At 47.0% G+C, this 19,999-nt stretch carries 21 protein-coding genes; 12 read left to right on the top strand and 9 right to left on the bottom strand.

The genetic code is table 11. The features are described 5' to 3' along the window. Positions 1-394: 394 nt before the first annotated feature. The 3 genes from T360_RS0105485 to T360_RS0105475 form a co-directional block, all read right to left on the bottom strand. The gene (locus T360_RS0105485) at positions 395-1,069 is read right to left on the bottom strand and encodes an HAD family phosphatase (protein WP_197019275.1); all 675 of its coding nucleotides are present in this window, start codon (positions 1,067-1,069) and stop codon (positions 395-397) included. Positions 1,070-1,193: 124 nt separating this feature from the next. Next, positions 1,194-2,540 carry a glucose-6-phosphate isomerase gene (locus T360_RS0105480; protein WP_028911885.1) on the bottom strand — a complete coding sequence of 449 codons (1,347 nt, stop codon included), beginning with the start codon at positions 2,538-2,540 and terminating at the stop codon, positions 1,194-1,196. Between the two features lie 32 nt (positions 2,541-2,572). Next, entirely contained in the window at positions 2,573-3,469 is an 897-nt protein-coding gene (locus T360_RS0105475; protein WP_028911884.1) for a UpxY family transcription antiterminator, read from the bottom strand. Between the two features lie 256 nt (positions 3,470-3,725). On the opposite strand from T360_RS0105475, the gene T360_RS0105470 reads away from it, so the two are divergent. The 5 genes from T360_RS0105470 to T360_RS0105450 all read left to right on the top strand — a co-directional run bounded on the left by T360_RS0105470 (position 3,726) and on the right by T360_RS0105450 (position 9,457). Continuing rightward, positions 3,726-4,592: a FimB/Mfa2 family fimbrial subunit gene (locus T360_RS0105470; RefSeq protein WP_036928921.1), complete on the top strand. Its 867-nt coding sequence runs from the start codon at positions 3,726-3,728 to the stop codon at positions 4,590-4,592. 10 nt (positions 4,593-4,602) lie between these two features. Next, positions 4,603-7,134: a tyrosine-protein kinase gene (locus tag T360_RS0105465; protein ID WP_051523402.1), complete on the top strand. Its 2,532-nt coding sequence runs from the start codon at positions 4,603-4,605 to the stop codon at positions 7,132-7,134. 24 nt (positions 7,135-7,158) lie between these two features. Further along, positions 7,159-7,581: a BT0820 family HAD-type phosphatase gene (locus T360_RS0105460; protein WP_028911881.1), complete on the top strand. Its 423-nt coding sequence runs from the start codon at positions 7,159-7,161 to the stop codon at positions 7,579-7,581. Between the two features lie 68 nt (positions 7,582-7,649). Next, positions 7,650-8,468 (top strand): polysaccharide biosynthesis/export family protein, encoded by an 819-nt coding sequence (locus tag T360_RS0105455; protein ID WP_051523397.1) that lies wholly within the window; start codon positions 7,650-7,652, stop codon positions 8,466-8,468. Continuing rightward, positions 8,468-9,457, top strand: coding sequence for a hypothetical protein (locus T360_RS0105450; protein WP_028911879.1), 990 nt, complete (start codon positions 8,468-8,470; stop codon positions 9,455-9,457). Before T360_RS0105455 ends, T360_RS0105450 begins: the two co-directional genes overlap by 1 nt. 449 nt (positions 9,458-9,906) lie before the next feature. On the opposite strand, the gene T360_RS0105445 is transcribed toward T360_RS0105450, so the two are convergent. From T360_RS0105445 to T360_RS0105425, 6 genes are all read right to left on the bottom strand, one after another. Continuing rightward, positions 9,907-10,341, bottom strand: a complete 435-nt coding sequence (locus tag T360_RS0105445) for an N-acetylmuramoyl-L-alanine amidase (protein ID WP_028911878.1) — start codon at positions 10,339-10,341, stop codon at positions 9,907-9,909. Beyond that, positions 10,329-10,433: a DUF6486 family protein gene (locus T360_RS16710; protein WP_369793493.1), complete on the bottom strand. Its 105-nt coding sequence runs from the start codon at positions 10,431-10,433 to the stop codon at positions 10,329-10,331. Before T360_RS16710 ends, T360_RS0105445 begins: the two co-directional genes overlap by 13 nt. A gap of 81 nt (positions 10,434-10,514) precedes the next feature. Further along, complete coding sequence (locus T360_RS0105440) at positions 10,515-11,051, bottom strand: DNA-binding protein (RefSeq protein ID WP_028911877.1); 537 nt, start codon at positions 11,049-11,051, stop codon at positions 10,515-10,517. Positions 11,052-11,182: 131 nt separating this feature from the next. Continuing rightward, positions 11,183-11,512: a hypothetical protein gene (locus T360_RS0105435; RefSeq protein ID WP_028911876.1), complete on the bottom strand. Its 330-nt coding sequence runs from the start codon at positions 11,510-11,512 to the stop codon at positions 11,183-11,185. 62 nt (positions 11,513-11,574) lie between these two features. Then, positions 11,575-12,153 carry a DUF6371 domain-containing protein gene (locus T360_RS14730; RefSeq protein ID WP_255326912.1) on the bottom strand — a complete coding sequence of 193 codons (579 nt, stop codon included), beginning with the start codon at positions 12,151-12,153 and terminating at the stop codon, positions 11,575-11,577. A 241-nt stretch (positions 12,154-12,394) separates the two neighbouring features. Beyond that, positions 12,395-13,543: an AAA family ATPase gene (locus T360_RS0105425; protein WP_028911875.1), complete on the bottom strand. Its 1,149-nt coding sequence runs from the start codon at positions 13,541-13,543 to the stop codon at positions 12,395-12,397. A 140-nt stretch (positions 13,544-13,683) separates the two neighbouring features. Here T360_RS0105425 and T360_RS16145 point away from each other — a divergent pair, with 140 nt between their 5' ends. The 7 genes from T360_RS16145 (at position 13,684) to rfbB (ending at position 19,984) form a co-directional block, all read left to right on the top strand. Continuing rightward, positions 13,684-13,827: a hypothetical protein gene (locus tag T360_RS16145; protein WP_155949388.1), complete on the top strand. Its 144-nt coding sequence runs from the start codon at positions 13,684-13,686 to the stop codon at positions 13,825-13,827. Positions 13,828-14,149: 322 nt separating this feature from the next. Then, complete coding sequence (locus T360_RS0105415) at positions 14,150-15,757, top strand: SIR2 family protein (protein ID WP_036928918.1); 1,608 nt, start codon at positions 14,150-14,152, stop codon at positions 15,755-15,757. A gap of 104 nt (positions 15,758-15,861) precedes the next feature. Further along, a complete protein-coding gene (locus T360_RS0105410) occupies positions 15,862-16,197 on the top strand; it encodes a hypothetical protein (RefSeq protein WP_028911873.1) in 336 nt (111 codons plus the stop codon). A 242-nt stretch (positions 16,198-16,439) separates the two neighbouring features. Then, positions 16,440-17,324 (top strand): dTDP-4-dehydrorhamnose reductase, encoded by an 885-nt coding sequence (rfbD, locus tag T360_RS0105405; protein ID WP_028911872.1) that lies wholly within the window; start codon positions 16,440-16,442, stop codon positions 17,322-17,324. 3 nt (positions 17,325-17,327) lie between these two features. Then, positions 17,328-17,915, top strand: coding sequence for a dTDP-4-dehydrorhamnose 3,5-epimerase (gene rfbC / locus T360_RS0105400; RefSeq protein ID WP_028911871.1), 588 nt, complete (start codon positions 17,328-17,330; stop codon positions 17,913-17,915). 13 nt (positions 17,916-17,928) lie between these two features. Next, positions 17,929-18,843, top strand: coding sequence for a glucose-1-phosphate thymidylyltransferase RfbA (gene rfbA / locus T360_RS0105395; protein ID WP_028911870.1), 915 nt, complete (start codon positions 17,929-17,931; stop codon positions 18,841-18,843). A 4-nt stretch (positions 18,844-18,847) separates the two neighbouring features. After that, positions 18,848-19,984 carry a dTDP-glucose 4,6-dehydratase gene (gene rfbB / locus T360_RS0105390; protein ID WP_028911869.1) on the top strand — a complete coding sequence of 379 codons (1,137 nt, stop codon included), beginning with the start codon at positions 18,848-18,850 and terminating at the stop codon, positions 19,982-19,984. The last annotated feature ends 15 nt before the right edge of the window (positions 19,985-19,999 follow it).

Below are 19,999 nucleotides of genomic sequence, written 5' to 3'. Positions count from 1 at the left end.
TAGTACATCCTATAAATGCCTCCTCGTGCGGAATGTTTTCTTAGGGATACAGCCCTTGAAAATTTATTTGTTTTATCTTTGCCTCACTTAAGATGCCTTTGATGGCAGTCGGTAGTTGTGAGGACGAATAGGGGACGGTGTTGAGAGTTCGAACACAAAAACATTCCGCACGAGGAGGTCTTTAGAGGAATGCAAATTCTTTGAATCAACATTGAGTTTCGGATTGCGGTACGCAATCTGAACAACGAAATACGAAAAGCTGTTTGAGCGTAGCGAGTTCTTTGAGTGATTTAAAGAATTTGTGTTCCGGCCTCCGAGCTCAGGACGTTTTTGGGTTGAACGCTCAACACCGTGGGGGAGCATCCCCCATTGGTCGAAAGACCAAAAAAAAGGATTATAATTTAGAAAGAACCTCTTTCCAAGAATCACTAAGAGCGATCATCGTTGGAAAAAGAATGTTTGCCCCTGCATCAAGGAGCACCTTGTCCGCTAACGGACCAGTATTTACCGCTATGGTATAGATGCCAGCTGCCACACCAGCGCGCACACCGAGCGGTGCATTCTCCACAACAATCGCTTCAGAAGGCTGAAGATGCCCAGCCTTTTGCAATCCCATCAGATAAGGATCCGGATGGGGCTTCCCCCGCTTCACATCATACGCTGTGACGATATGCTCCGGCGACACATATTTGCCAAAATCCCTCAGGATACGTTGTATCAGCGGTCGTTGTCCCGAACCCGTGACAACCCCGATACCAATGCCTGCAGCATCTATCTGTTCCATGAGCGATAGAATCCCCGGCATGATAGGCGCCTCTGGCAGAGAATGAAAAATGCGCGTCTTCTCATCATACATCAGCTGACTCTCTTCCTCTGTGATCTCACGCCCCTGTTGCTGTTTTACCATATAACGAATGGTGTCTACGCCACGAGCACCCTCAGTGGCGTAGGCATCATCAGTCGTCATAGTGATACCGAATTTCTTCATCGACTGGACCCAGGCTACTGCATGATTCCCCATGGAATCATACAGCACCCCGTCCATATCAAATAGCACTGCTCTCTTCATATTATTTTGATAATAAGAACATAAGAACATATTTTTTTATGCCACCTTTCTGCATAGCCTTATTATGTCCTTCTGTTCTTTTTATCTAAAGAATAATAGTCCTTCTGTTCTTTTTATCTAAAAATTACTTCAGGCGAGCCTTGATCGCAGCGCTCTCTGCCTCGTAGCCGGGCTTGTCGAGCAGCGCAAACATATTCTTCTTGTAGGCCTCTACACCAGGCTGGTTGAATGGGTTCACACCCAGTACGTTACCACTGATACCACAGGCAATCTCGAAGAAGTAGATGAGCTGTCCCAGGTAGTACTCGTTCAGGCGAGGTACGCTGATGCGCATGTTGGGCACACCACCATCCACGTGAGCCAGCTGTGTACCCAGCTCAGCCATCTTGTTCACCTCATCCACACGCTTGCCAGCCAGGAAGTTCAGACCGTCCAGGTTCTCCTCGTCGGCAGGGAAGAGCAGTTTCTTCTCAGGCTCCTCGATGCTGATCACAGTCTCGAAGATAGTGCGCTCACCCTCCTGAATCCACTGACCCATAGAGTGCAGGTCGGTAGTGAAATCCACGCTGGCAGGGAAAATACCCTTCAGGTCCTTACCCTCGCTCTCGCCGTAGAGCTGCTTCCACCACTCAGAGAAGAAGTGCAGCTTAGGCTGGAAGTTCACCATGATCTCGATTTTCTTACCACTCTGATAGAGTCCGTTGCGTACGGCAGCATACTGTGCAGCAGGGTTCTCAGCGAAAGGTACGCTAGGCGCGCAAGCCTTCTCCATCTCCTGAGCACCAGCCACCAGCTCCTTGATGCTGAAGCCAGCGCAGGCGATAGGCAGCAGTCCTACTGGAGTGAGCACAGAGAAACGTCCGCCCACGTTGTCAGGAATGATAAAGCTCTTGTATCCCTCCTTGTCGGCGCAGGTACGTGCAGCACCCTTCTTAGCGTCAGTCACAGCCACGATCACCTTCTTAGCCTCTTCCTTACCACGCTGAGCCTCGCACTGCTTCTTCAGCAAGCGGAATGTCAAGGCAGTCTCAGTAGTAGTACCACTCTTTGAGATGTTGATCACACCGAATTTCTTATCCTTCAGATACTCAGTGAGCTCGAAGAGATAATCCTCACCGATGTTGTTACCAGCAAAGAGGATGGTAGGATTCTTCTGGTCCTTCACCAGCCATGCGAAGCTGTTGCTCAGCGCCTCGATCACGGCACGAGCGCCCAGGTACGAACCACCGATACCAGCCACTACGATAGCCTCGCAGTTAGCGCGCAGGGTGTCGGCACAAGCCTGCAGTTCGTCGATGAAAGCAGGTGTGATGCTGCTGGGCAGGTGCAACCATCCCAGGAAGTCATTGCCAGGGCATGTACCGGCCTCCAGTGCCTTCTGTGCCTCAGCTACTTTTGGTTCAAAACTCTCCACTGCCCCTTCTTTCAAGAAGCAAGCAGCCTTAGTAATGTCAAGCTTAATCATTTCCATAAATCAGTTAAAATATGATATATTTTAAATTTTTACATTTTTACATTTTTCAATTTTTCCTGGCATTTTGCCTTAAACTTGCAGCAGTCCTTCAGCTTCTCCGTTGCTTTCTCCAAGCGTTCCCGGCATGCTTCCACGTCTTGCTGCAGAATCACTGCTGCCAGATACATCGGTAGCGCCAGCTCTGCTTCAGTCAGGGGCGTGACGCCCTTATACTTCTGTAGTCGTGCCCGCGTGCGCTTCAGCTCTAGCAACTTCAGGTTGTACTCCACCTTGGGCACATCCTTGTCGTGCTGAAAGTCCAACAGCCATTCCGCTGTCTCCAGCAGATATTTCTTGTCGCCGTCCACATCCTTTGAAGGCAGCTCCCTGATCTCCGGCTCCTTCAGTTCTATCAGGTCGGGCTCTATCTCCACAGCCGCAATGATCACCCCAGGTATCTGTACCACGATATGCTTTTTCTTCTTACCCTTGATGCGCAGCACCACACCCTCGTAGCCGTCGTAGATACCACCTTTGATACGTATCGCCTCACCCGGTTTCAGGTTCAGCTCCTCCGGTTTGAAGTAGGTGATGTTCTCCTGTCTGAGGTTGGTCAGTTCGATAAACCGTTCCATCACCCCGTCGCCCACCGTCAGGTAGTCCTTTTTATTACTAAAGGTAGATTTGCGTAAATAGACGCTTTCTCGGCACTGGTGATTGATAAACTCCATCAGGGCATCGCGCGTACCCCGCGCGAATATCAGTCCTGAGATGGCAGGAACCATGGTGCGCTGTTGCTGTCGGCGCACGGTCTTTACTTCGTATTTCATAGGTACGTGACTTCTGAAGCCTGCTTTTCTCAGCGCGTCTCTCACTTTCTCTTCGTGGCGCGCGCTCAGGCATCCCAGCACATACCATTTTTCTATGTTATTATCAGCTTCTGTCATCTTTTGCTTATTTCGGCTACAAAAGTAAGCAAAAAAATCGAATTGACGAAGAAAACATGCAATTATTGTCTTTTTTTGCATTTTTATTTGGTAGTATCGGAAAAATCCCCTATCTTTGTCGGCGAAAACCGGGGAAATCGATTTCTTTAGTATTTGATAACCCTAGTGTGAAGAAAACTTAAAATTAGCGTAACGTACTGACTATAAACATTTTGAACAGTCAGTGCGGAAGATAGGGAACGCATTACTTGCTAAAATGAAACGGCAATTTCTTTCTTTTTTCCTGCTCCTGATGGTCTTTGCATCTTGCGAGCAACCGCTCCTTCCTGATGAGAATAGCACAGGTGGTGATGCCGATGGCAATCTCATTGTGAGCGTTTTCCAGATTGAGCAGCAGTCGTTTGCCGTTCCACTCACCCGCGCAATGCTTACCGATTATTGCAGTCGTTTAAGTATGGCGGTTTACGATGCCAAGGGCAGTCTTGTCAAGCAAGTCCATCAGTCGGTTGGCGATGCCAGTTTCGGTTCAGCAGCTTTCTCCCTCGATCCCGGCACTTATCGGATAGTAGTCATAGGCCATAGCAGTGGCAACCCCACGATGACCGATCCTGCGAAGATCAAGTTTGATAATAGCGATGGCTTTACCGACACCTTCCTGCACAGCGCTACCGTACAGATATCCGCTGAGGAAGAAGAAAACGTCGTTCAGGCCCATCTCAAGCGTATCACATCGCTCTGTCGCGTGGTTTTCACCGATGCTATTCCCGCAGGCGTCACCCAGATGCACTTCGAGTATAAAGGCGGTTCGGGCGCTTTCGATGCAGCCACCGGTCTGGGTTCGGTCAACAGCACGCAAAAGATGACTTTCGCCGTTGAACCAGGACAGCAGGACTGCACTTTCGACCTCTACACCATCCTCCGCGATACCGAAGGCACGCTCCAGTTGATGGCTTCGGCACAGGATGAAAACGGCAATGAGCGCTACGGGCGTACGTTTCAGGTGCCCATGAAGCAGCGCATGATCACCCGCTTGAGCGGTCCTTATTTCTCAGGCAACACCTCTGTCAACATCGTCATCGGTATCGATGCCGAGTGGGAGGGCGAACAAATAGTATATTTTTAAAATATTAAATATGATAGACGAATCAAAATTGACGGCTGAAAGCTTGGAATCATCTGAGCTCCAGGAAGAACAGTCCATTTTTAGTTTTCAGAATCTGTATGCCATGTTGATACTCAACTGGCAGTGGTTTCTGTTGTCGTTGTTCATCTGCTTGTGCGGTGCACTCCTTTATCTGCGCTATGCCACGCCCACCTATCAGGTGTCGGCCAGGATGCTGATCAAGGATGATGACAACCGCCGTCGCAGCTCTGCTAATCAGATGCTGGCCAACATGCAAGATTTCGGATTTATGAGTAACTCGGCCGGTATCGAGAACGAGATGGAGATCCTGAAGTCGCGCATCTTGGCCCGTGATGCCGTGAAAGATCTGAAACTCTATGTGCAATACTACACCTCTGGCCGCTTGAGGCGTCAGCTGGTGTATAAGTCACAGCCAGTATGTGTCGATCTCGACTCCCTGTCACTCGAGGCTTGGGACCGCGATCTGCTGGAGGGCGCCAAGTCTATCCAGCTCACCATCACCAAGCGTGGCAAAGGCTATGAGGTGACGGGCGAACTGCAGTACAAAGGAGAAACTATTGGCAACTTCTCTCAGCAGTGCCCCAAACTGCCTGCACCGGTGCGCACCGACTATGGTGTGCTCACTCTGACCGAGAGCGACCCCAAGCAGGTGATGGAAGATGGCGATAAATATATCATCAATATCCTGCCACCAATGGCAGTGGCCACAAGCTATGCCAAGGCCATCAATATTGCGCCTACTTCTAAGCAGACCTCTATTGCTGAGCTCACCCTCACCGACCGTAACACCCGTCGTGGTCTCGACTATCTGCGCCAGTTGGCCATCTGCTACAACCGCCAGGCCAACACCGATAAGAACGAGATAGCCATGAAGACCGAGGAGTTTATCAATGCCCGTTTGGAGAAGATTGACGCCGAGCTCGGATCTACCGAGAGCGCCCTCGAGAGCTATAAGAAGCGCAACACCGTGACCGAGCTGACTATGGATGCCACCCAGTCGTTGGCTCAGACCTCTCAGTACGAGACCAAACTCTCTGAGCAGTCAGCTCAGATACAGCTGATGGACTATCTGCGTGAGTTTGTGGATAATCCTGTCAACCAGTATAAGATTATCCCTTCTAATATCGGTATGACCGACCAGGCTTCTACCGCGCTGATTGTTTCGTATAACCAGGCTGTTCAGGAGCGCAACCGCTATCTGAAGACTGCCAGCTCGCAGGCCCCACAGGTAGTAGCCCTCACCTCAACCCTCGACGATCTGCAGGCCTCTATTCGCACAGCCCTGTTGCAGGCACGCCGCACTGCCGACATCCAGCGTCAGAGCTTGCAGCGCCAGTTGGCCAAATACCAGAGCCGTATCGGCAACACCCCTGAACAGGAGCGTGTGCTCAATCAGATTGGTCGTCAGCAGGAGGTGAAGTCAGGTCTTTACCTGTTGCTGTTGCAGAAGCGTGAGGAGAACTCTATCTCTCTGGCAGCTACAGCCGATAAGGGAAAGCTGATCGACGAGCCATTGGCCATGGGTCAGGTGAGTCCTAAGAAAGCCATCATCCTGCTGGTAGCCTTGATGCTCGGCTTAGGTCTGCCTTTCGCTGTGCTCTATATCATCCAGCTGTTCAGCTATCGTGTCGAAGGTCACGACGACCTGGAGCACCTCACCCGCATGCCAATCGTGGCCGACGTGCCAGTGGCCAGCGACTCTGTCAAGAGTGTGGCGGGCATTGTGGTACAGGCCAATAAGAACAATCAGATTGACGAGATATTCCGCGCTATGCGTACCAATATCCAGTTTATGATGAAGGAGACCGACCAGGTGATCCTCTTCACCTCCAGCACCTCTGGCGAGGGTAAGACCTTCCTGGCAGCCAACCTGGCTGTGTCGTTCGCGCTGCTGGGCAAGAAGGTAGTGCTCTGCGGTCTTGATATCCGTAAGCCTGCCCTGGGCCGTCTGTTTGGTGTGAAAGACCGTACTGCTGGTATCACCCAGCTGCTGGTGAAGGATCATGTCACCGATGCCGACCTGCGCACCGCCATCTGCCCATCAGGAGTCAACGATCATCTCGACCTGCTGCTGGCTGGTCCTACACCGCCTAACCCCACCGAGCTGTTGGCACGCGAGAACCTGCATCAGGCCATCGAACTGCTCAAGCAGCAGTACGATTATATCATTCTCGATACCGCGCCAGTAGGTCTCGTCACCGATACCCTTCAGATAGCCCGCTATGCCAGCGTCAACTGTTACGTATGCCGTGCCGACTACACACCAAAGGCTAATGTCGGATTGCTCAACACACTGGTTAACGAGAAGAAGCTCACCAACGCCTGCGTGATCCTGAATGGTGTGGATATGTCGAAGAAGAAGTATGGCTACTACTATGGCTATGGCAAGTATGGCAAGTACGGTCGTTATGGCTATGGTAAGTATGGTTATGGCAAATACGGCTATGGCAACTACGGTAGCTACGGCAGCTATGCCGAGTCCCGCTACTCAAGCAAAGATGACAACAGCATCAAAAAATAGTCTTCAACTCTTCAACTTTTCTATATGTTGATCGCAGTAGATTTTGATGGGACGATAGTTACCCATGAATACCCAAAGATAGGCGAGGAGATACCCTTTGCCGTCGATACTCTGAAGATGTTGCGCCAGGATGGTCATCGTCTGATTCTCTGGTCTGTGCGCGAAGGTCATCTGCTCGACGAGGCCGTGGAGTGGTGCCGCCAGCGTGGACTTGAGTTCTATGCCGTGAATCGCGACTACCCCGAGGAGACCACCGATAACAACCCCCATTTCTCGCGCAAGCTCAAGGTCGATCTGTTTATCGACGATCGCAACCTGGGCGGCCTGCCCGATTGGGGCACCATCTATAAGATGATTAAGCATCACCAGAAGTGGGAAGACCTCATCGACGAGACCCCGTCGCAGCCGGTCACACCCCCCAAGAAAAAACACTGGTGGCAGTTCTAGTCATGAGGTGTTACCCTCGGTAATGTCCCTTTAACTTCCCTTTAACTTCCCTTTAACTTCAATCAAAAATGAAAAAGTTCTCATTTTTTACATTTTTACATGGTATAGTGTTTACATTGTCAGCAGCAGCGCTGCTCACCAGTTGCGGCTCTGCCCAGAATGTAGCTTATCTGCAGAATAGCGACAGTATCAATTTCGAGAAATCGCGTTTTCTCTATGATGCTCGCATCATGCCGAAAGATCAGATTACCATCTCGGTCAACACCACTACCCCCGAGGTGTCATTACCCTTCAATCTGCTGTTGCAGAATGCCTATCAGCAGGGTCGTAGCATTAGCAGTGGTGCTAGCGGCACCCTCATGCCCTATCTGGTAGATAACGATGGTTATATCAACTTCCCCATCATCGGTCGTCTCAAGGTGGGTGGTCTCACCAAGTCAGAGGCCGAGCAGCTTGTCACCGAGAGGATCCGTCCTTATATGGCGGAGACTGAGAAGCCTGTGGTCACTGTCACCATGGCCAGCTATTCTGTATCAGTATTGGGCGAAGTCAACCGTCCTGGCAGCTTCCAGGTGTCACGCGAGAAGATTACCATCCTCGAGGCATTGGCACAGGCAGGCGACCTCACCATCTATGGTGTGCGCGACCGTGTGAAGCTCATCCGTGAGGATGCCACAGGTAAGAAGTCTATTGTCACGTTGAACCTCAACGATGCCAATATCGTCAACTCACCATATTATTATCTGCAGCAGAACGATGTGGTATATGTAGAGCCCAATAAGATCAAGGCCCAGAACTCTAAGGTAGGTCAAACCACCACCCTCTGGTTCTCCGCCACCAGCATTCTTATCTCTCTCACCTCATTGCTCTACAACATCTTGAAGTAATGAAAAAGAATCATAAGAAGGACGGTGCCAGTCTGTTCAAGGAGCGCAGCTTCGCGGCTATCCGCCGCAAGAAGGTGCTGGAGCGCGTGCTCAAACTCGCCCTTGTCATCATCGCCATCCTCATGGCCCTCGCCGTCCTCTTCGCTTACACCAGCTGCACCAGCGACACCGCTGCTGTAGCACCCAAAACCAAAGTCAGCGTCCACGTCAACGAATTCTCGTTTTCTTACGAAGGATTCCCTGGTGGCCACACGCGTGCAGCAGAGTCACTCGAGAAAGTTTCTCAGATTAAGGCTATTGATTTGGCGATTTTCTCGGGAGACAAAAAAGTATTTGGCGCAACCCAACTCAGGGATGATGCCACTACTTATGAAAAGTTCGGTGAGTTTGAGTGCAGTTTGTCTGCAGGCGATTACAAATTAGTGGCAGTAGCTCGTAATATGTCAGATGGTGATAAGTTCACCATTCAAAGTCCGGTATTGGCAACCTATGCATCTGAACGTGCGCGCGAAACCTTCTGTTATACAAAGGAAATATCCATTAAGGGAGTAGAACCTGTAGATATTACTCCTATTATGGATCGTGTGGTGGCACAATTCATGTTAACTACTACAGATAAGATGATGGAGGGCGTGAATAAAATCCGAACCACCTATTCGGCTGGTAGCAAGAGTTTTAATCCTACTACAGGTTTAGCTACTGATGATAATGGCTTTTGGCTCACGAACTCAGGCAGACCGCAGAAGGATAGCGGCGTAATGATAATCTATAGTTTGTTGTTCTTAGCGGCTGATGAAGAGGTGATGGATGTTACGATAGATGTGCTTGACAAGGATGAGAATGTTCTGATAAATAAGCGTTTACCAAACGTACATTTCAAACGCAATCAGATTACCAAGGCCACAGGTGCTCTCTTCACTCCAGGTACCTCATCCTTCACCTTCCTTCTAAATGACGCCTGGCTCCCCGACGAAGAAATCACCTTCTAGGCCCCCGCTCGCTTGAGGCTCGCTCCACCCACCCTCGCTCTTAGGGTGGCTGCTCGCCCCCCAGCCGCGCGGCATCCCCCCTCGGTGTTTTAGCATGGTATTAGAAAAGATTCGCATTCGCTCACAGAAAAAAGCGACCAGCTACGCGTAGTCGCCGAAAGAAACATGGCGAACCCCGAAGGGGCAAAGGCTGGAGAGCCATACCAAAATTTTGATGGAGAGGGTTTTCCCTCGGAATCAACTACATCCTTCCCATATAGGGGAAGGCTTGGTTAGGGTGGATGCTTCTTTTAGTTCTTTTCTTCGCGCCGAAGAAAAGGACAGAGAAAAAAGGACAGTTAAGAAGCGAACAGTTGAGAATATTATAAATAAGTAATAATAAAATAAGTAATAATAAAATAAGAAGGAACGACAGAAACCTCTGTCATTCCTTCCCCAAAAGAGGACTTTTAATCCGAATTATTTTTTAGAAAATAATCCCTATACTCCCGGCATTCAAACGACGGACAGTCTTTGTGAACCCCTTCGAGTTCTCGATGCCCTAGAATCTCGGCATTCGGATAATCCTCTTTCAGACTCCGAAGCAAGGCAATAAGCGCTGCACGCTGTTCGGGCGTTCGCGTATCAGCAGTACGCCCCTTCTCATCCAAGCCTCCTTCGTAGCAAATGCCAATAGAGTGCGCATTGTAGTGCCGGGCATGCATGCCCACCTCGCTTTCATCACGCGTTTGATACAAATGCCCGTCACGCTCAATGTAATAGTGGTAGCCAATACCCTTGTTGCCAAACCGGGCATTGTGACACGCCTTGAGCATCTCTACAGTGAATCGCCTGTTGCATCGCGTCGCGCTACAGTGAATGACAATCAAGTCTATCCGGCGCATGACTGTACGGCTATGGTTCCAAGAATCGAGGTGATCACTGTTGCAATAAATTTAAGGACCCTAGCAACCTTGGTCCAGTTTACTTTGAACATAATTTTTAATGTTTAATGTTGAGTGTTTCGCTCCAGCTTTGCTGGCTTGCTACCGAAGGGACGCAAGAATGTTTCCAACCCTTAGTCTCCATTCGGCTCATCGATGGGATCATTGCCCTCGACATTACCGCCGCCACTTGGCTGCTGCCCGCCGCTAGGCTGCTGGCCACCGCCCTGGGAGGGGCTAGGAGAGGTGCCGGGGTCAGGGGAGGTTCCTGGGGTGAGCAGGCTCGCTTTCTTCAGCGTCGCCTCCAGATTAAGACTCTTACTCATCAGGTCGCCAGTGGCACGAGCCTTCAGCTTCACACCGCTGATGTTCTTAGTCACCGTGAAGTCCTCTTCCTTCTCCGCCATCTCCTTGTTCTTGATGCCAAGTGAGAAAATGGCCAGGTCGTCAACCTTCACGTTCTTGCCCTCCAGCAGGAGCTCCTTGATACAACTGATCATATCAGTGAGCAAGCCCTTGATGACGCCCTTAGAATAAGGCGAATTGTGATTACTCATGTGCTCAGCCAGACCGTCCAGGTCGATAGTCTCTTCCACCACGTTCTTGGCGAACCACTTTCCAAAACACTTGTTACCAGTGATTTTGATTTGCTTTAAAATGTAACGTACCATAATAGAAAAATTAAAAAATTTAAAAATTTAAAAATTGGTGCATCGGGAAGTGCTGCAGCTCCTTAGCGTTGGCAAAGGTACTACTTTTGGCAAGGGCGTTGGCGGACTTTGGCGGACTTCGGAAAAAATAATTAGAAATCAGGTGGAATTTCTGTGATTTTCGTCCATTTCCCATCAAAAAACGTAGTCAGTTGCAGCTCGCGCACCACCTTCCTGTACAGCTCATGACTCTGCAGTACACGCCGGTCTTGCAGCGCTTCGGGCAGATCGATGCAGTAATCCTCACAAACATATTTCACCGCTTGTGGCGGCAGCAATTGAGCTTTTCGGCTCACCCCCATCCTTTCAAGGATATGCAGCCTACTACTGAGATAGCGGCTAAAGGTTCGCTCTGACACACCAGCCAACTTGGCCAACTGAGCTTTACTGATAAATAGATGCTTATTGTAGTAATTTACCATATTGATTGTGGTTGAAAAGTAATTTGATTTGAGATAAAAAGTAAGTTGATGGTGGAGCAAAACTAACTTGATTCCAGGATGTAATCCACAAGGTCTATCTTCCGGCGTTTCTGGTTGGCTGTGGCGTGACGCTCTAAGAGGTCCGATACGTAGATACGGTTCTGCTTGGGCCACAGAAATGATTGCATCACCCGTTGCGCCGCTTCATACCACAGCGTGTAAGCCCTTAGCTCCTCATCCGTGTCAGGCAGTAAGATAATCCGGCAGTGCCGTAGCGGCCAGAATTTCTCAAGCTGCAACTCACCCAGTCCGCCTGCTGCTAGCCACACATACTGCGGATACAGCTCCGATAAGATAACCGCCGATTTCTCGGCTTCTACGATACAAACCGTGCAGGCATCCGTCACCAGGTGCAAACCGAAGAATACATGATCCACATGAAAGCTGTCAGGTGCCAGATTGAAGTGCTGCTTCATCAGATACATCGCCCAGGTGGCGTTGCGGTTCTTCAGCCGGTGGCAGTCGGCGCCATACCACATCAGCTTGCCATCATGCACACGGCCCATCCGGTCAATCTGCCAGTATATCACGGCATCATCCTTCGAGCGGCCTAGCCGGTATCGCAGTGCCGCATGCACCATCTGCCGTTTGCTCAGCATCCCATTGGCCACCACCGCCCTGCAGAAGCAGCTTTTCGCTGATAGCGGTCGCGCCCATAAAGGCGGTGCAGGCATAAAGAGCCCTTGCGCTCTGAATGTATTTTTAAATATTTCGCTCAGTTTCATTGAATAATTCGTTTATGGCGTAACATATTCCTCTACACCCCTCTTACTATAGCCCCACCTCTCTATGAGAGAGGGTGGGGACTATATAGAGAGGGGGTTACGAGGGAATAAGAATAGCCACCACGCGGCCCCGCTTGTCCATCGTCGTACTGATCACCCGTTGCCCCACGGCCATGTTGAATACCTTCTCGTAGTATTTCGGCTGTTTTATCTCGCTCAGCTTCATCACCGCGTTCTGCAGGTTTTCCAGCGGCAGCGATGGGATATTGCCAAAGGCATCGGTAAACAGCGGGCGCAGGGCCCATTCCCAAGGATATGACGCACTACCGTCGTGGTGGATGATATACTTCTGATTGAAGGTAGCCACCTTGTCGCTCTTAATCTGGTAGGCCTCAGGCTTGTTGGTCATATACTGGCCATTCTGGTTGCGCGGCTGGAAGTTAGGTTTCGTAGTAATCTCAGGCAGACCTTTCTCATCAATCTTGTAGTACATCAGTTCTGGGATACGGTATTTGCGGGTAAATGTCTGTTCTACCGAGAACACATCCGTTTTCTCTATCTGTTCACAGTAATACACGTCGAAGGCTTTATGCAGAATCTCGGTACCCAGCCAACCGCGCAGCCCACGCTTCTCACCAGTACGGTTCAGATGTATCACAATCGTGATGTTACAATCGTTCTCAGTAGATAGCTGCATCAGCTGGTCGATAACCTGCGCCGATGCCTCTGGATCGTTGATGCTAGGCAGCAAGTCGCTCACGTTGTCGATGATCACCATATCAGGCTTGTAAGTCTCAATACCTGCCACCAGGTAGTTGATGCGCTCCTGGCAACTGCATGACCTGACGTTAAACACAAAGAAGTTTGATTCATCCGCATCACCCAGTTTGAACACCCTGTCGGTAAGAATACTTTTGGTAGATTGTCGGCTCTGCTCCGTATCATACCACATCACCTTCAGCGGACTCTCCTGGATGCGTTCCAGTTCCAGCACGTTCCTGGTAGCGCAGCAGGCCATCAGCATAGATGTAAAGAAAGTTTTACCACATTTCTCAGTACCAGTGATGGCAGAGATATCGCGCCGCGGAAAGCATGGTTTACCATACATACGCATCAGGAAGTCTTCCGACGGAACATTGGTGTCGGTCATGATTCTGCACTTGTCTAACTGCAGCACCTCTGGTGCCACCGAAGGAACTGCATCTGCCTGTGCAATCTCCTTTTCAATTGGATCTTGGTTTGTCATTACTTTTTTAAATAATATGATTAATATAATGGTTGTGATTTACACGCTGTAAAGATACGGCCATTTCGGTTGATACGCAACTATCTGTCCCCACGGGGACGTAATTATAATTTATTTACATTTCAAACAATTCAAAAAAGATGAAGAAAGTCTTAGAAACTCTGACAGAAGCTCAGCTTTTATCAGAGTTGGTGTTGGCAAAGGCCGAAAGAGTCTTCGACAACAGCCATCGCTCAATGGAGAGTAGGTACCATCTTCGCCATGGTATCTTTAAACGAGCCTAAGACCACAATCTTGCGGCAAGTGATGTTCTTGATCTGGCCCAGCTGCTGGCTATCCACCGCGACATCTGCCAGCACTACCAATCCCGCCCCCAGGAGCGCCAGCGATGGGAGCACGAACTCCTAACCGCCCTCCGCAAAACCCTCGACATCGAGATTCCTCCGTAAAGGGAGGGGAGTTTATTTAGGGTAGATCAATGACTACATGTAAGAGCGCATAGAAATGCAGTTCAATAATGCCTATCAAAGTAAATTGGAAATTTAGTTTGCCTCGATGCTAAAGAAGTCGTTTAAAGGTAATAAATACTTTAAAATTAAGTAAGGTATGTCTAGCTATAAATTCTTGGATCAGTTTCCACAACCATTAAAGGAGAGCATCATTCAAAACAGATGCCTCCCGATTATTGGTTCTGGTTTTTCTTTGAACGCAGAAATACCAGAAGGAAAGCGTATGCTTGCTTGGGAAGCTTTGGGCAGGGCTTTTGCCAATGAAATGCCAGGATATGTTTATAGCAATACGATAGATGCAATATCTGCCTATGAGCACGCTTATTCTCGTCCAGTTATGGCCGAGAAGATGAAGGATTTCTTATTGTCAGGGCAGATAAGACCTGCTTCTACTCATGAAGCATTCTGTAGATTACAGTTTGATATTGTCTGTACTACTAATTTCGATCACCTTCTTGAAGATGGTTACCGAAAGATATCAAAGCCATGCCGTGCTATCATCAGTGAAAGCCAGTTGTCTGTGGCTCCGATGAAGGATGAACTAACATTATTAAAATTTCATGGAGATATAGACCATCCAGATAGGATGGTTGCTACAGAAGAAGATTACGATAAGTTTCTAGACCAAAATCCAATGTTGGCAACATACTTATCAAATCTTCTTATTACAAGAACACCTCTGTTTATTGGTTATAGTCTAGATGATGATGACTTTCGCCAAATATGGCAAGTTATCAAGAGTCGTCTAGGAAAAATGACGCGTCAAGGTTATGTTATTAAAGTAAATTGCTCTGATACGGAAAAATCTCGATATGAACGCAGGGGTGTAAAGGTTGTAAATATTGAAGGTGATCCAAAAGATTATCCTCAGATATTGACAAAATTGTTTAAAGAGATAAAGGCATATTGGGATGATAACGTAAAGACATATAGTGATAATACTGCTATGTCTGAGTTGGCAATGCCATCTGATTATCAGACTCGATTGTGCTATTTTTCTGTTCCATTCCAACAATTGTCTATCTACAAAGACTATTTCTTCCCATTGGCAGTCCGTTATGGCTTTGTTCCAATTACGGCAGATTCTGTAATGTCTGTCGGTGATAATATTATGGCAAATATTTCATCCATTATATCCAAGTCAGAGTATTTCTTTCTCGATTTAGAAGCTAAAAACGCTGCTTATGATTGGGGGCAAATATTGTCACAAGGAAAGCTTAAGTCAAACATGTTCATTCTTAGAACTCTCGATGTTGGTTTGTCTAATAGTAATTCTTTTTATACTTGCTATAAGCCCGAAGATTTTATTGACAACCCTTTGCCTGTTGTAGAGGTTGCAGAGAAATGGTTTTCAACAATGGCTGAAAAGTTGACCTCAAAGACGGCTGTTGCAGAACCAGAGCGACTACTTAAGAAAAGTGAATATAAGGCTGCGGTTATTTCTGCAGTTGTACAGCTTGAGGTGGCTTTACGACATGCAATAAAGAAAAAGACAAATGATAGCGTATTTGCAAAAGGATTCTTTGAACTGGTGAGAATCGCGTTTGAACACAAAATAATAAAGGAAGAAGACCTTGTTAAAACAAGGGAATGGACAAACCTTCGTAATAGGCTAGTTCATACCGAAATGGATATGAGTAAAGAAGACGCAGAAAGAACTGTTACAGAAATACTAGTATTTACCAAAAAGTTTATCGGTTCTTGAGTTCGCTCATGGGATTCTAAATGACTGAAAAATAATATTAGAGATCTTCAGTTAATAAGGTCACTTGGCAGATTATAATATGGCAAAAAACGATATTATGCTTATTGACAGCCTTGTTTGCGACCGAGCAAAAGGTGCTGTTCTTTCTGATACGCAGCGAAGAAACACAGGGCCAGGTACCTGTGTCAAAAATGGCTGAGGTGTGCCTAATGACCCAATCCGAGCGCTGGCAGATGCAGTACGAGCAGGTGATGGCATTCATTGCAACCAATCACCGACGTCCATCAAAATACTATGCTGAGGAGCGATTGCTGTGGAATTGGCTTCGTAGAAACATCAAACTCATGTCGAAAGGCGATCTTCCTATTGAGAGAAAGGAGAAATTTAAGGCTTTGATGGCTCTGGATGAAAAATATCGGAGAGTGAATCAATTCAAATGAAAATAATGCGAGATTGCTTGCGTTGATCGGTTAATCCGCCCCGGATTGTAAATGAATACATTTTAATCCTACGAGTGATTATGGCTGTCCTTTATACATAGATAGATAATCTGAAATTATGTCGTGAGAAACTATATAACCCGTAATGAAGGGGCTAGCTCTTATCAGGGTCTCTCATAAGACATAAAGGTTTAATAACCTGATAATCTTGCCCCACTTTTTAGAAGCTAAATAGAGAAGATATGAATATACTTGTAACAGGTGCCAACGGTCAGCTTGGCAACGAGATGCGAATAATCTCGAAGAATTCAAATGACAATTACATCTTCACTGATGTTAATCAGGTTGAAGGAGTGAAAACTAGGTTCTTGGATATAACTGATCTTGAAGCTATACGAAAGATAGTCGCAGAGAATAAAGTTCAGGCTATTGTGAATTGTGCGGCATGGACAAATGTAGATGGCGCTGAAGATCCTGAGAAATATGCTATAGTTGAGAAGCTGAATGCTACAGCTCCAGAGAATCTTGCAAAGGCAATGAAAGAGGTTGACGGCTGGCTTGTTCAAATCTCAACAGATTACGTATTTGGTAAAGAGCCTTATAACACTCCGTGTAAAGAAGATCAAAAGGGTACTCCTACTGGTGTATATGGAGCCACTAAGCTCCTTGGAGAGCAGAAAATCATTGCCACAGGATGCAAATATATGATTCTTCGTACAGCTTGGTTGTATTCTGAGTATGGTAAGAACTTCTGTAAAACCATGCTTAACCTCACAGCAACAAAACCCCAATTAAAAGTTGTTTTTGACCAAGCTGGAACGCCTACCTATGCATGGGATCTTGCATCTGCTATTGTTGCTGCATTGAATAAACCTGTAGAAGGAATATATCACTATAGTAACGAAGGAGTTTGCTCATGGTATGACTTCACGAAAATGATAGCGGAATACGCTGGCCAAAAAGAGTGTGATATTCAACCATGCCACTCAAGTGAATTCCCTTCTCCTGTTACACGCCCGAGTTATTCTGTTTTAGACAAAACCAAGATTAAAGAGACATTTGGAATCAAGATTCCTTATTGGACAGACTCACTGAAAATCTGTATTAACAATATAAAGAACGCATAATATATGGAGGTTATAAAAACAGCGATTGAGGATGTACTGATTATTGAGCCCAAAGTATTTGGTGATAAGCGTGGTTATTTTTTTGAAAGCTTCTCACAGAGAGAATTTGATGAGAAAGTATCTCCAATTCTGGGACATACCATTAACTTTGTGCAGGACAACGAAAGTATGTCCACCTATGGTGTGATGCGAGGATTGCATTTCCAGCGCCCTCCATACACTCAGAGCAAACTGGTGCGTTGTGTCAAAGGCGCAGTGCTTGATGTTGCTGTAGATATTCGTAAAGGAAGCCCCACTTATGGTCAACACGTGGCAGTAGAATTGACCGAGGAAAACCACCGCCAATTCTTTGTGCCAAGAGGTTTTGCTCACGGCTTTGCAGTACTTAGCGAAACGGCTGTGTTTCAGTATAAGTGTGATGAGTTCTATCACCCAGAAGTTGATGGCGGCATCAGTATTTTGGATGAAAGCCTTGGCATTGACTGGAAAATCCCAACAGAAAAAGCTAATCTAAGTGATAAGGATACTAAGCACTTTTTGTTGAAAGATTTTAAAAGTCCATTTGATGTTACAGTAGATTTATACAAATAAAATAATAACCAATATGAAAGGAATAGTATTAGCCGGAGGATCTGGCACCAGACTTTACCCTATCACAAAGGGTGTAAGCAAACAGTTGCTCCCTATTTATGATAAACCTATGGTTTATTATCCTATCTCTGCACTTATGTTGGCGGGGATTAGAGATATACTCATTATCTCTACTCCTTATGACCTCCCTGGCTTTAAACGTCTGTTGGGAGACGGTTCTGATTATGGTGTACACTTTGAGTATGCAGAGCAGCCTTCTCCAGATGGTCTAGCTCAAGCTTTCATTATTGGTGAGAGGTTCATAGGTAATGACAGTGCATGTCTGGTACTGGGTGACAACATCTTCTATGGTGCAGGTTTTACAGCATTGCTTCGTAAGGCAGTAGAAGATGCAGAGGTCAATTGTAAAGCATCAGTATTTGGCTATTGGGTCAGTGATCCTGAACGCTATGGCGTAGCAGAATTTGACAAGCAGGGCAACTGCTTAAGCATTGAGGAAAAACCGAAAGAACCTAAGAGCAATTATGCTGTGGTTGGTTTGTATTTTTACCCCAACAAAGTGGTGGATGTGGCTAAGCACATCAAGCCTTCTGCACGTGGTGAACTGGAAATCACAACGGTCAACCAAGAGTTCCTTAAGGATGGAGAACTAAAGGTTCAAGTCTTTGGCCGTGGCTTTGCATGGTTGGATACTGGCACTCATGATAGCTTGGCGGAAGCATCTACTTTCGTTGAAGTGATCGAAAAACGCCAGGGCCTGAAGGTGGCTTGTTTGGAGGGTATTGCATATCGTAATGGCTGGATTTCTGAAGAGCGCATGCGAGAGATTGCCAAGCCAATGCTAAAGAATCAGTATGGTCAGTACCTGCTGAAGGTAATTGACGAGATGAAAGAAGAAATTAATTCAAACACATTACAACACGTATAACATAATGAAACGAAATATTGTTATAACAGGTGGCGCAGGCTTTATTGGAAGTCATGTTGTGCGCCTGTTCGTGAACAAATATCCGGATTATAAGATTATCAATCTGGATAAGTTGACCTATGCCGGTAATTTGGCAAATTTGAAGGACATTGAAGACAAACCTAATTACAAGTTTGTCAAGATGGATATTTGCGACTTTGACGGAGTGTTGAAGTTAATGCAGGATGAAAAGGTTGATGGCATCATACACCTGGCAGCAGAGAGTCATGTTGATCGCTCTATCAAAGACCCTTTCACATTTGCTCAGACTAATGTGATGGGTACTCTGAGCTTGCTGCAAGCAACAAAGGCATATTGGGAGAGCCTACCTGAGAAGTATGAAGGCAAACGCTTCTACCACATCAGTACTGATGAGGTATATGGAGCTTTGCAGATGACACACCCTGAAGGTATTGAGCCTCCGTTTACAACCAAGGCATCAAGCGGCAAGCATCATTTGGCTTATGGTGAGAAGTTCTTTACTGAGGATTTGAAGTACCAGCCTCATAGCCCGTATAGTGCCGCTAAGGCTAGTAGTGACCATTTTGTTCGTGCATTCCATGATACCTTTGGTATGCCTACCATTGTGACTAACTGCTCTAACAACTATGGTCCTTACCAGTTCCCAGAGAAGCTGATACCATTGTTCATCAACAATATCCGCCACCGCAAGCCGCTGCCGGTATATGGTAAGGGCGAAAACGTGCGCGATTGGCTGTATGTTGTTGACCATGCCCGTGCTATTGACACTATTTTCCATAATGGCAAGATTGCTGAGACTTACAATATTGGTGGTTTTAATGAGTGGAAAAACATTGATATTATTAAAGTGCTCATCAATACCGTAGATAGACTCCTTGGACGTCCTGAAGGGGCTGACATGGATTTGATAACCTATGTTACAGATCGTGCAGGACACGATTTGAGATATGCAATTGATAGCACAAAGCTTCAGAAAGAACTAGGTTGGGAACCAAGTCTACAGTTTGAGGAAGGCATTGAGAAAACAGTAAAGTGGTATTTAGATAATCAGGAATGGCTCGATAATGTTACATCAGGCGATTACCAAAAATATTATGACTTGCAGTATAATCACAGATAACAATTCTTTCAACAA

Origin of the sequence: Prevotella sp. MA2016 (genome assembly GCF_000619825.1) — a bacterium.
Lineage (GTDB): Bacteria > Bacteroidota > Bacteroidia > Bacteroidales > Bacteroidaceae > Prevotella.
This window is presented reverse-complemented; position numbering and strand designations above follow the sequence as displayed.

Excerpts from the sequence above, each read along its gene's own strand:
- T360_RS0105485 (WP_197019275.1), bottom strand. The coding sequence starts at position 1,069 with ATGAAGAGAGCAGTGCTATTTGATATGGACGGGGTGCTGTATGATTCC.
- T360_RS0105480 (WP_028911885.1), bottom strand. The coding sequence starts at position 2,540 with ATGGAAATGATTAAGCTTGACATTACTAAGGCTGCTTGCTTCTTGAAA.
- T360_RS0105475 (WP_028911884.1), bottom strand. The coding sequence starts at position 3,469 with ATGACAGAAGCTGATAATAACATAGAAAAATGGTATGTGCTGGGATGC.
- T360_RS0105470 (WP_036928921.1), top strand. The coding sequence starts at position 3,726 with ATGAAACGGCAATTTCTTTCTTTTTTCCTGCTCCTGATGGTCTTTGCA.
- T360_RS0105465 (WP_051523402.1), top strand. The coding sequence starts at position 4,603 with ATGATAGACGAATCAAAATTGACGGCTGAAAGCTTGGAATCATCTGAG.
- T360_RS0105460 (WP_028911881.1), top strand. The coding sequence starts at position 7,159 with ATGTTGATCGCAGTAGATTTTGATGGGACGATAGTTACCCATGAATAC.
- T360_RS0105455 (WP_051523397.1), top strand. The coding sequence starts at position 7,650 with ATGAAAAAGTTCTCATTTTTTACATTTTTACATGGTATAGTGTTTACA.
- T360_RS0105450 (WP_028911879.1), top strand. The coding sequence starts at position 8,468 with ATGAAAAAGAATCATAAGAAGGACGGTGCCAGTCTGTTCAAGGAGCGC.
- T360_RS0105445 (WP_028911878.1), bottom strand. The coding sequence starts at position 10,341 with ATGCGCCGGATAGACTTGATTGTCATTCACTGTAGCGCGACGCGATGC.
- T360_RS16710 (WP_369793493.1), bottom strand. The coding sequence starts at position 10,433 with ATGTTCAAAGTAAACTGGACCAAGGTTGCTAGGGTCCTTAAATTTATT.
- T360_RS0105440 (WP_028911877.1), bottom strand. The coding sequence starts at position 11,051 with ATGGTACGTTACATTTTAAAGCAAATCAAAATCACTGGTAACAAGTGT.
- T360_RS0105435 (WP_028911876.1), bottom strand. The coding sequence starts at position 11,512 with ATGGTAAATTACTACAATAAGCATCTATTTATCAGTAAAGCTCAGTTG.
- T360_RS14730 (WP_255326912.1), bottom strand. The coding sequence starts at position 12,153 with ATGGTGCATGCGGCACTGCGATACCGGCTAGGCCGCTCGAAGGATGAT.
- T360_RS0105425 (WP_028911875.1), bottom strand. The coding sequence starts at position 13,543 with ATGACAAACCAAGATCCAATTGAAAAGGAGATTGCACAGGCAGATGCA.
- T360_RS16145 (WP_155949388.1), top strand. The coding sequence starts at position 13,684 with ATGAAGAAAGTCTTAGAAACTCTGACAGAAGCTCAGCTTTTATCAGAG.
- T360_RS0105415 (WP_036928918.1), top strand. The coding sequence starts at position 14,150 with ATGTCTAGCTATAAATTCTTGGATCAGTTTCCACAACCATTAAAGGAG.
- rfbD (WP_028911872.1), top strand. The coding sequence starts at position 16,440 with ATGAATATACTTGTAACAGGTGCCAACGGTCAGCTTGGCAACGAGATG.
- rfbC (WP_028911871.1), top strand. The coding sequence starts at position 17,328 with ATGGAGGTTATAAAAACAGCGATTGAGGATGTACTGATTATTGAGCCC.
- rfbA (WP_028911870.1), top strand. The coding sequence starts at position 17,929 with ATGAAAGGAATAGTATTAGCCGGAGGATCTGGCACCAGACTTTACCCT.
- rfbB (WP_028911869.1), top strand. The coding sequence starts at position 18,848 with ATGAAACGAAATATTGTTATAACAGGTGGCGCAGGCTTTATTGGAAGT.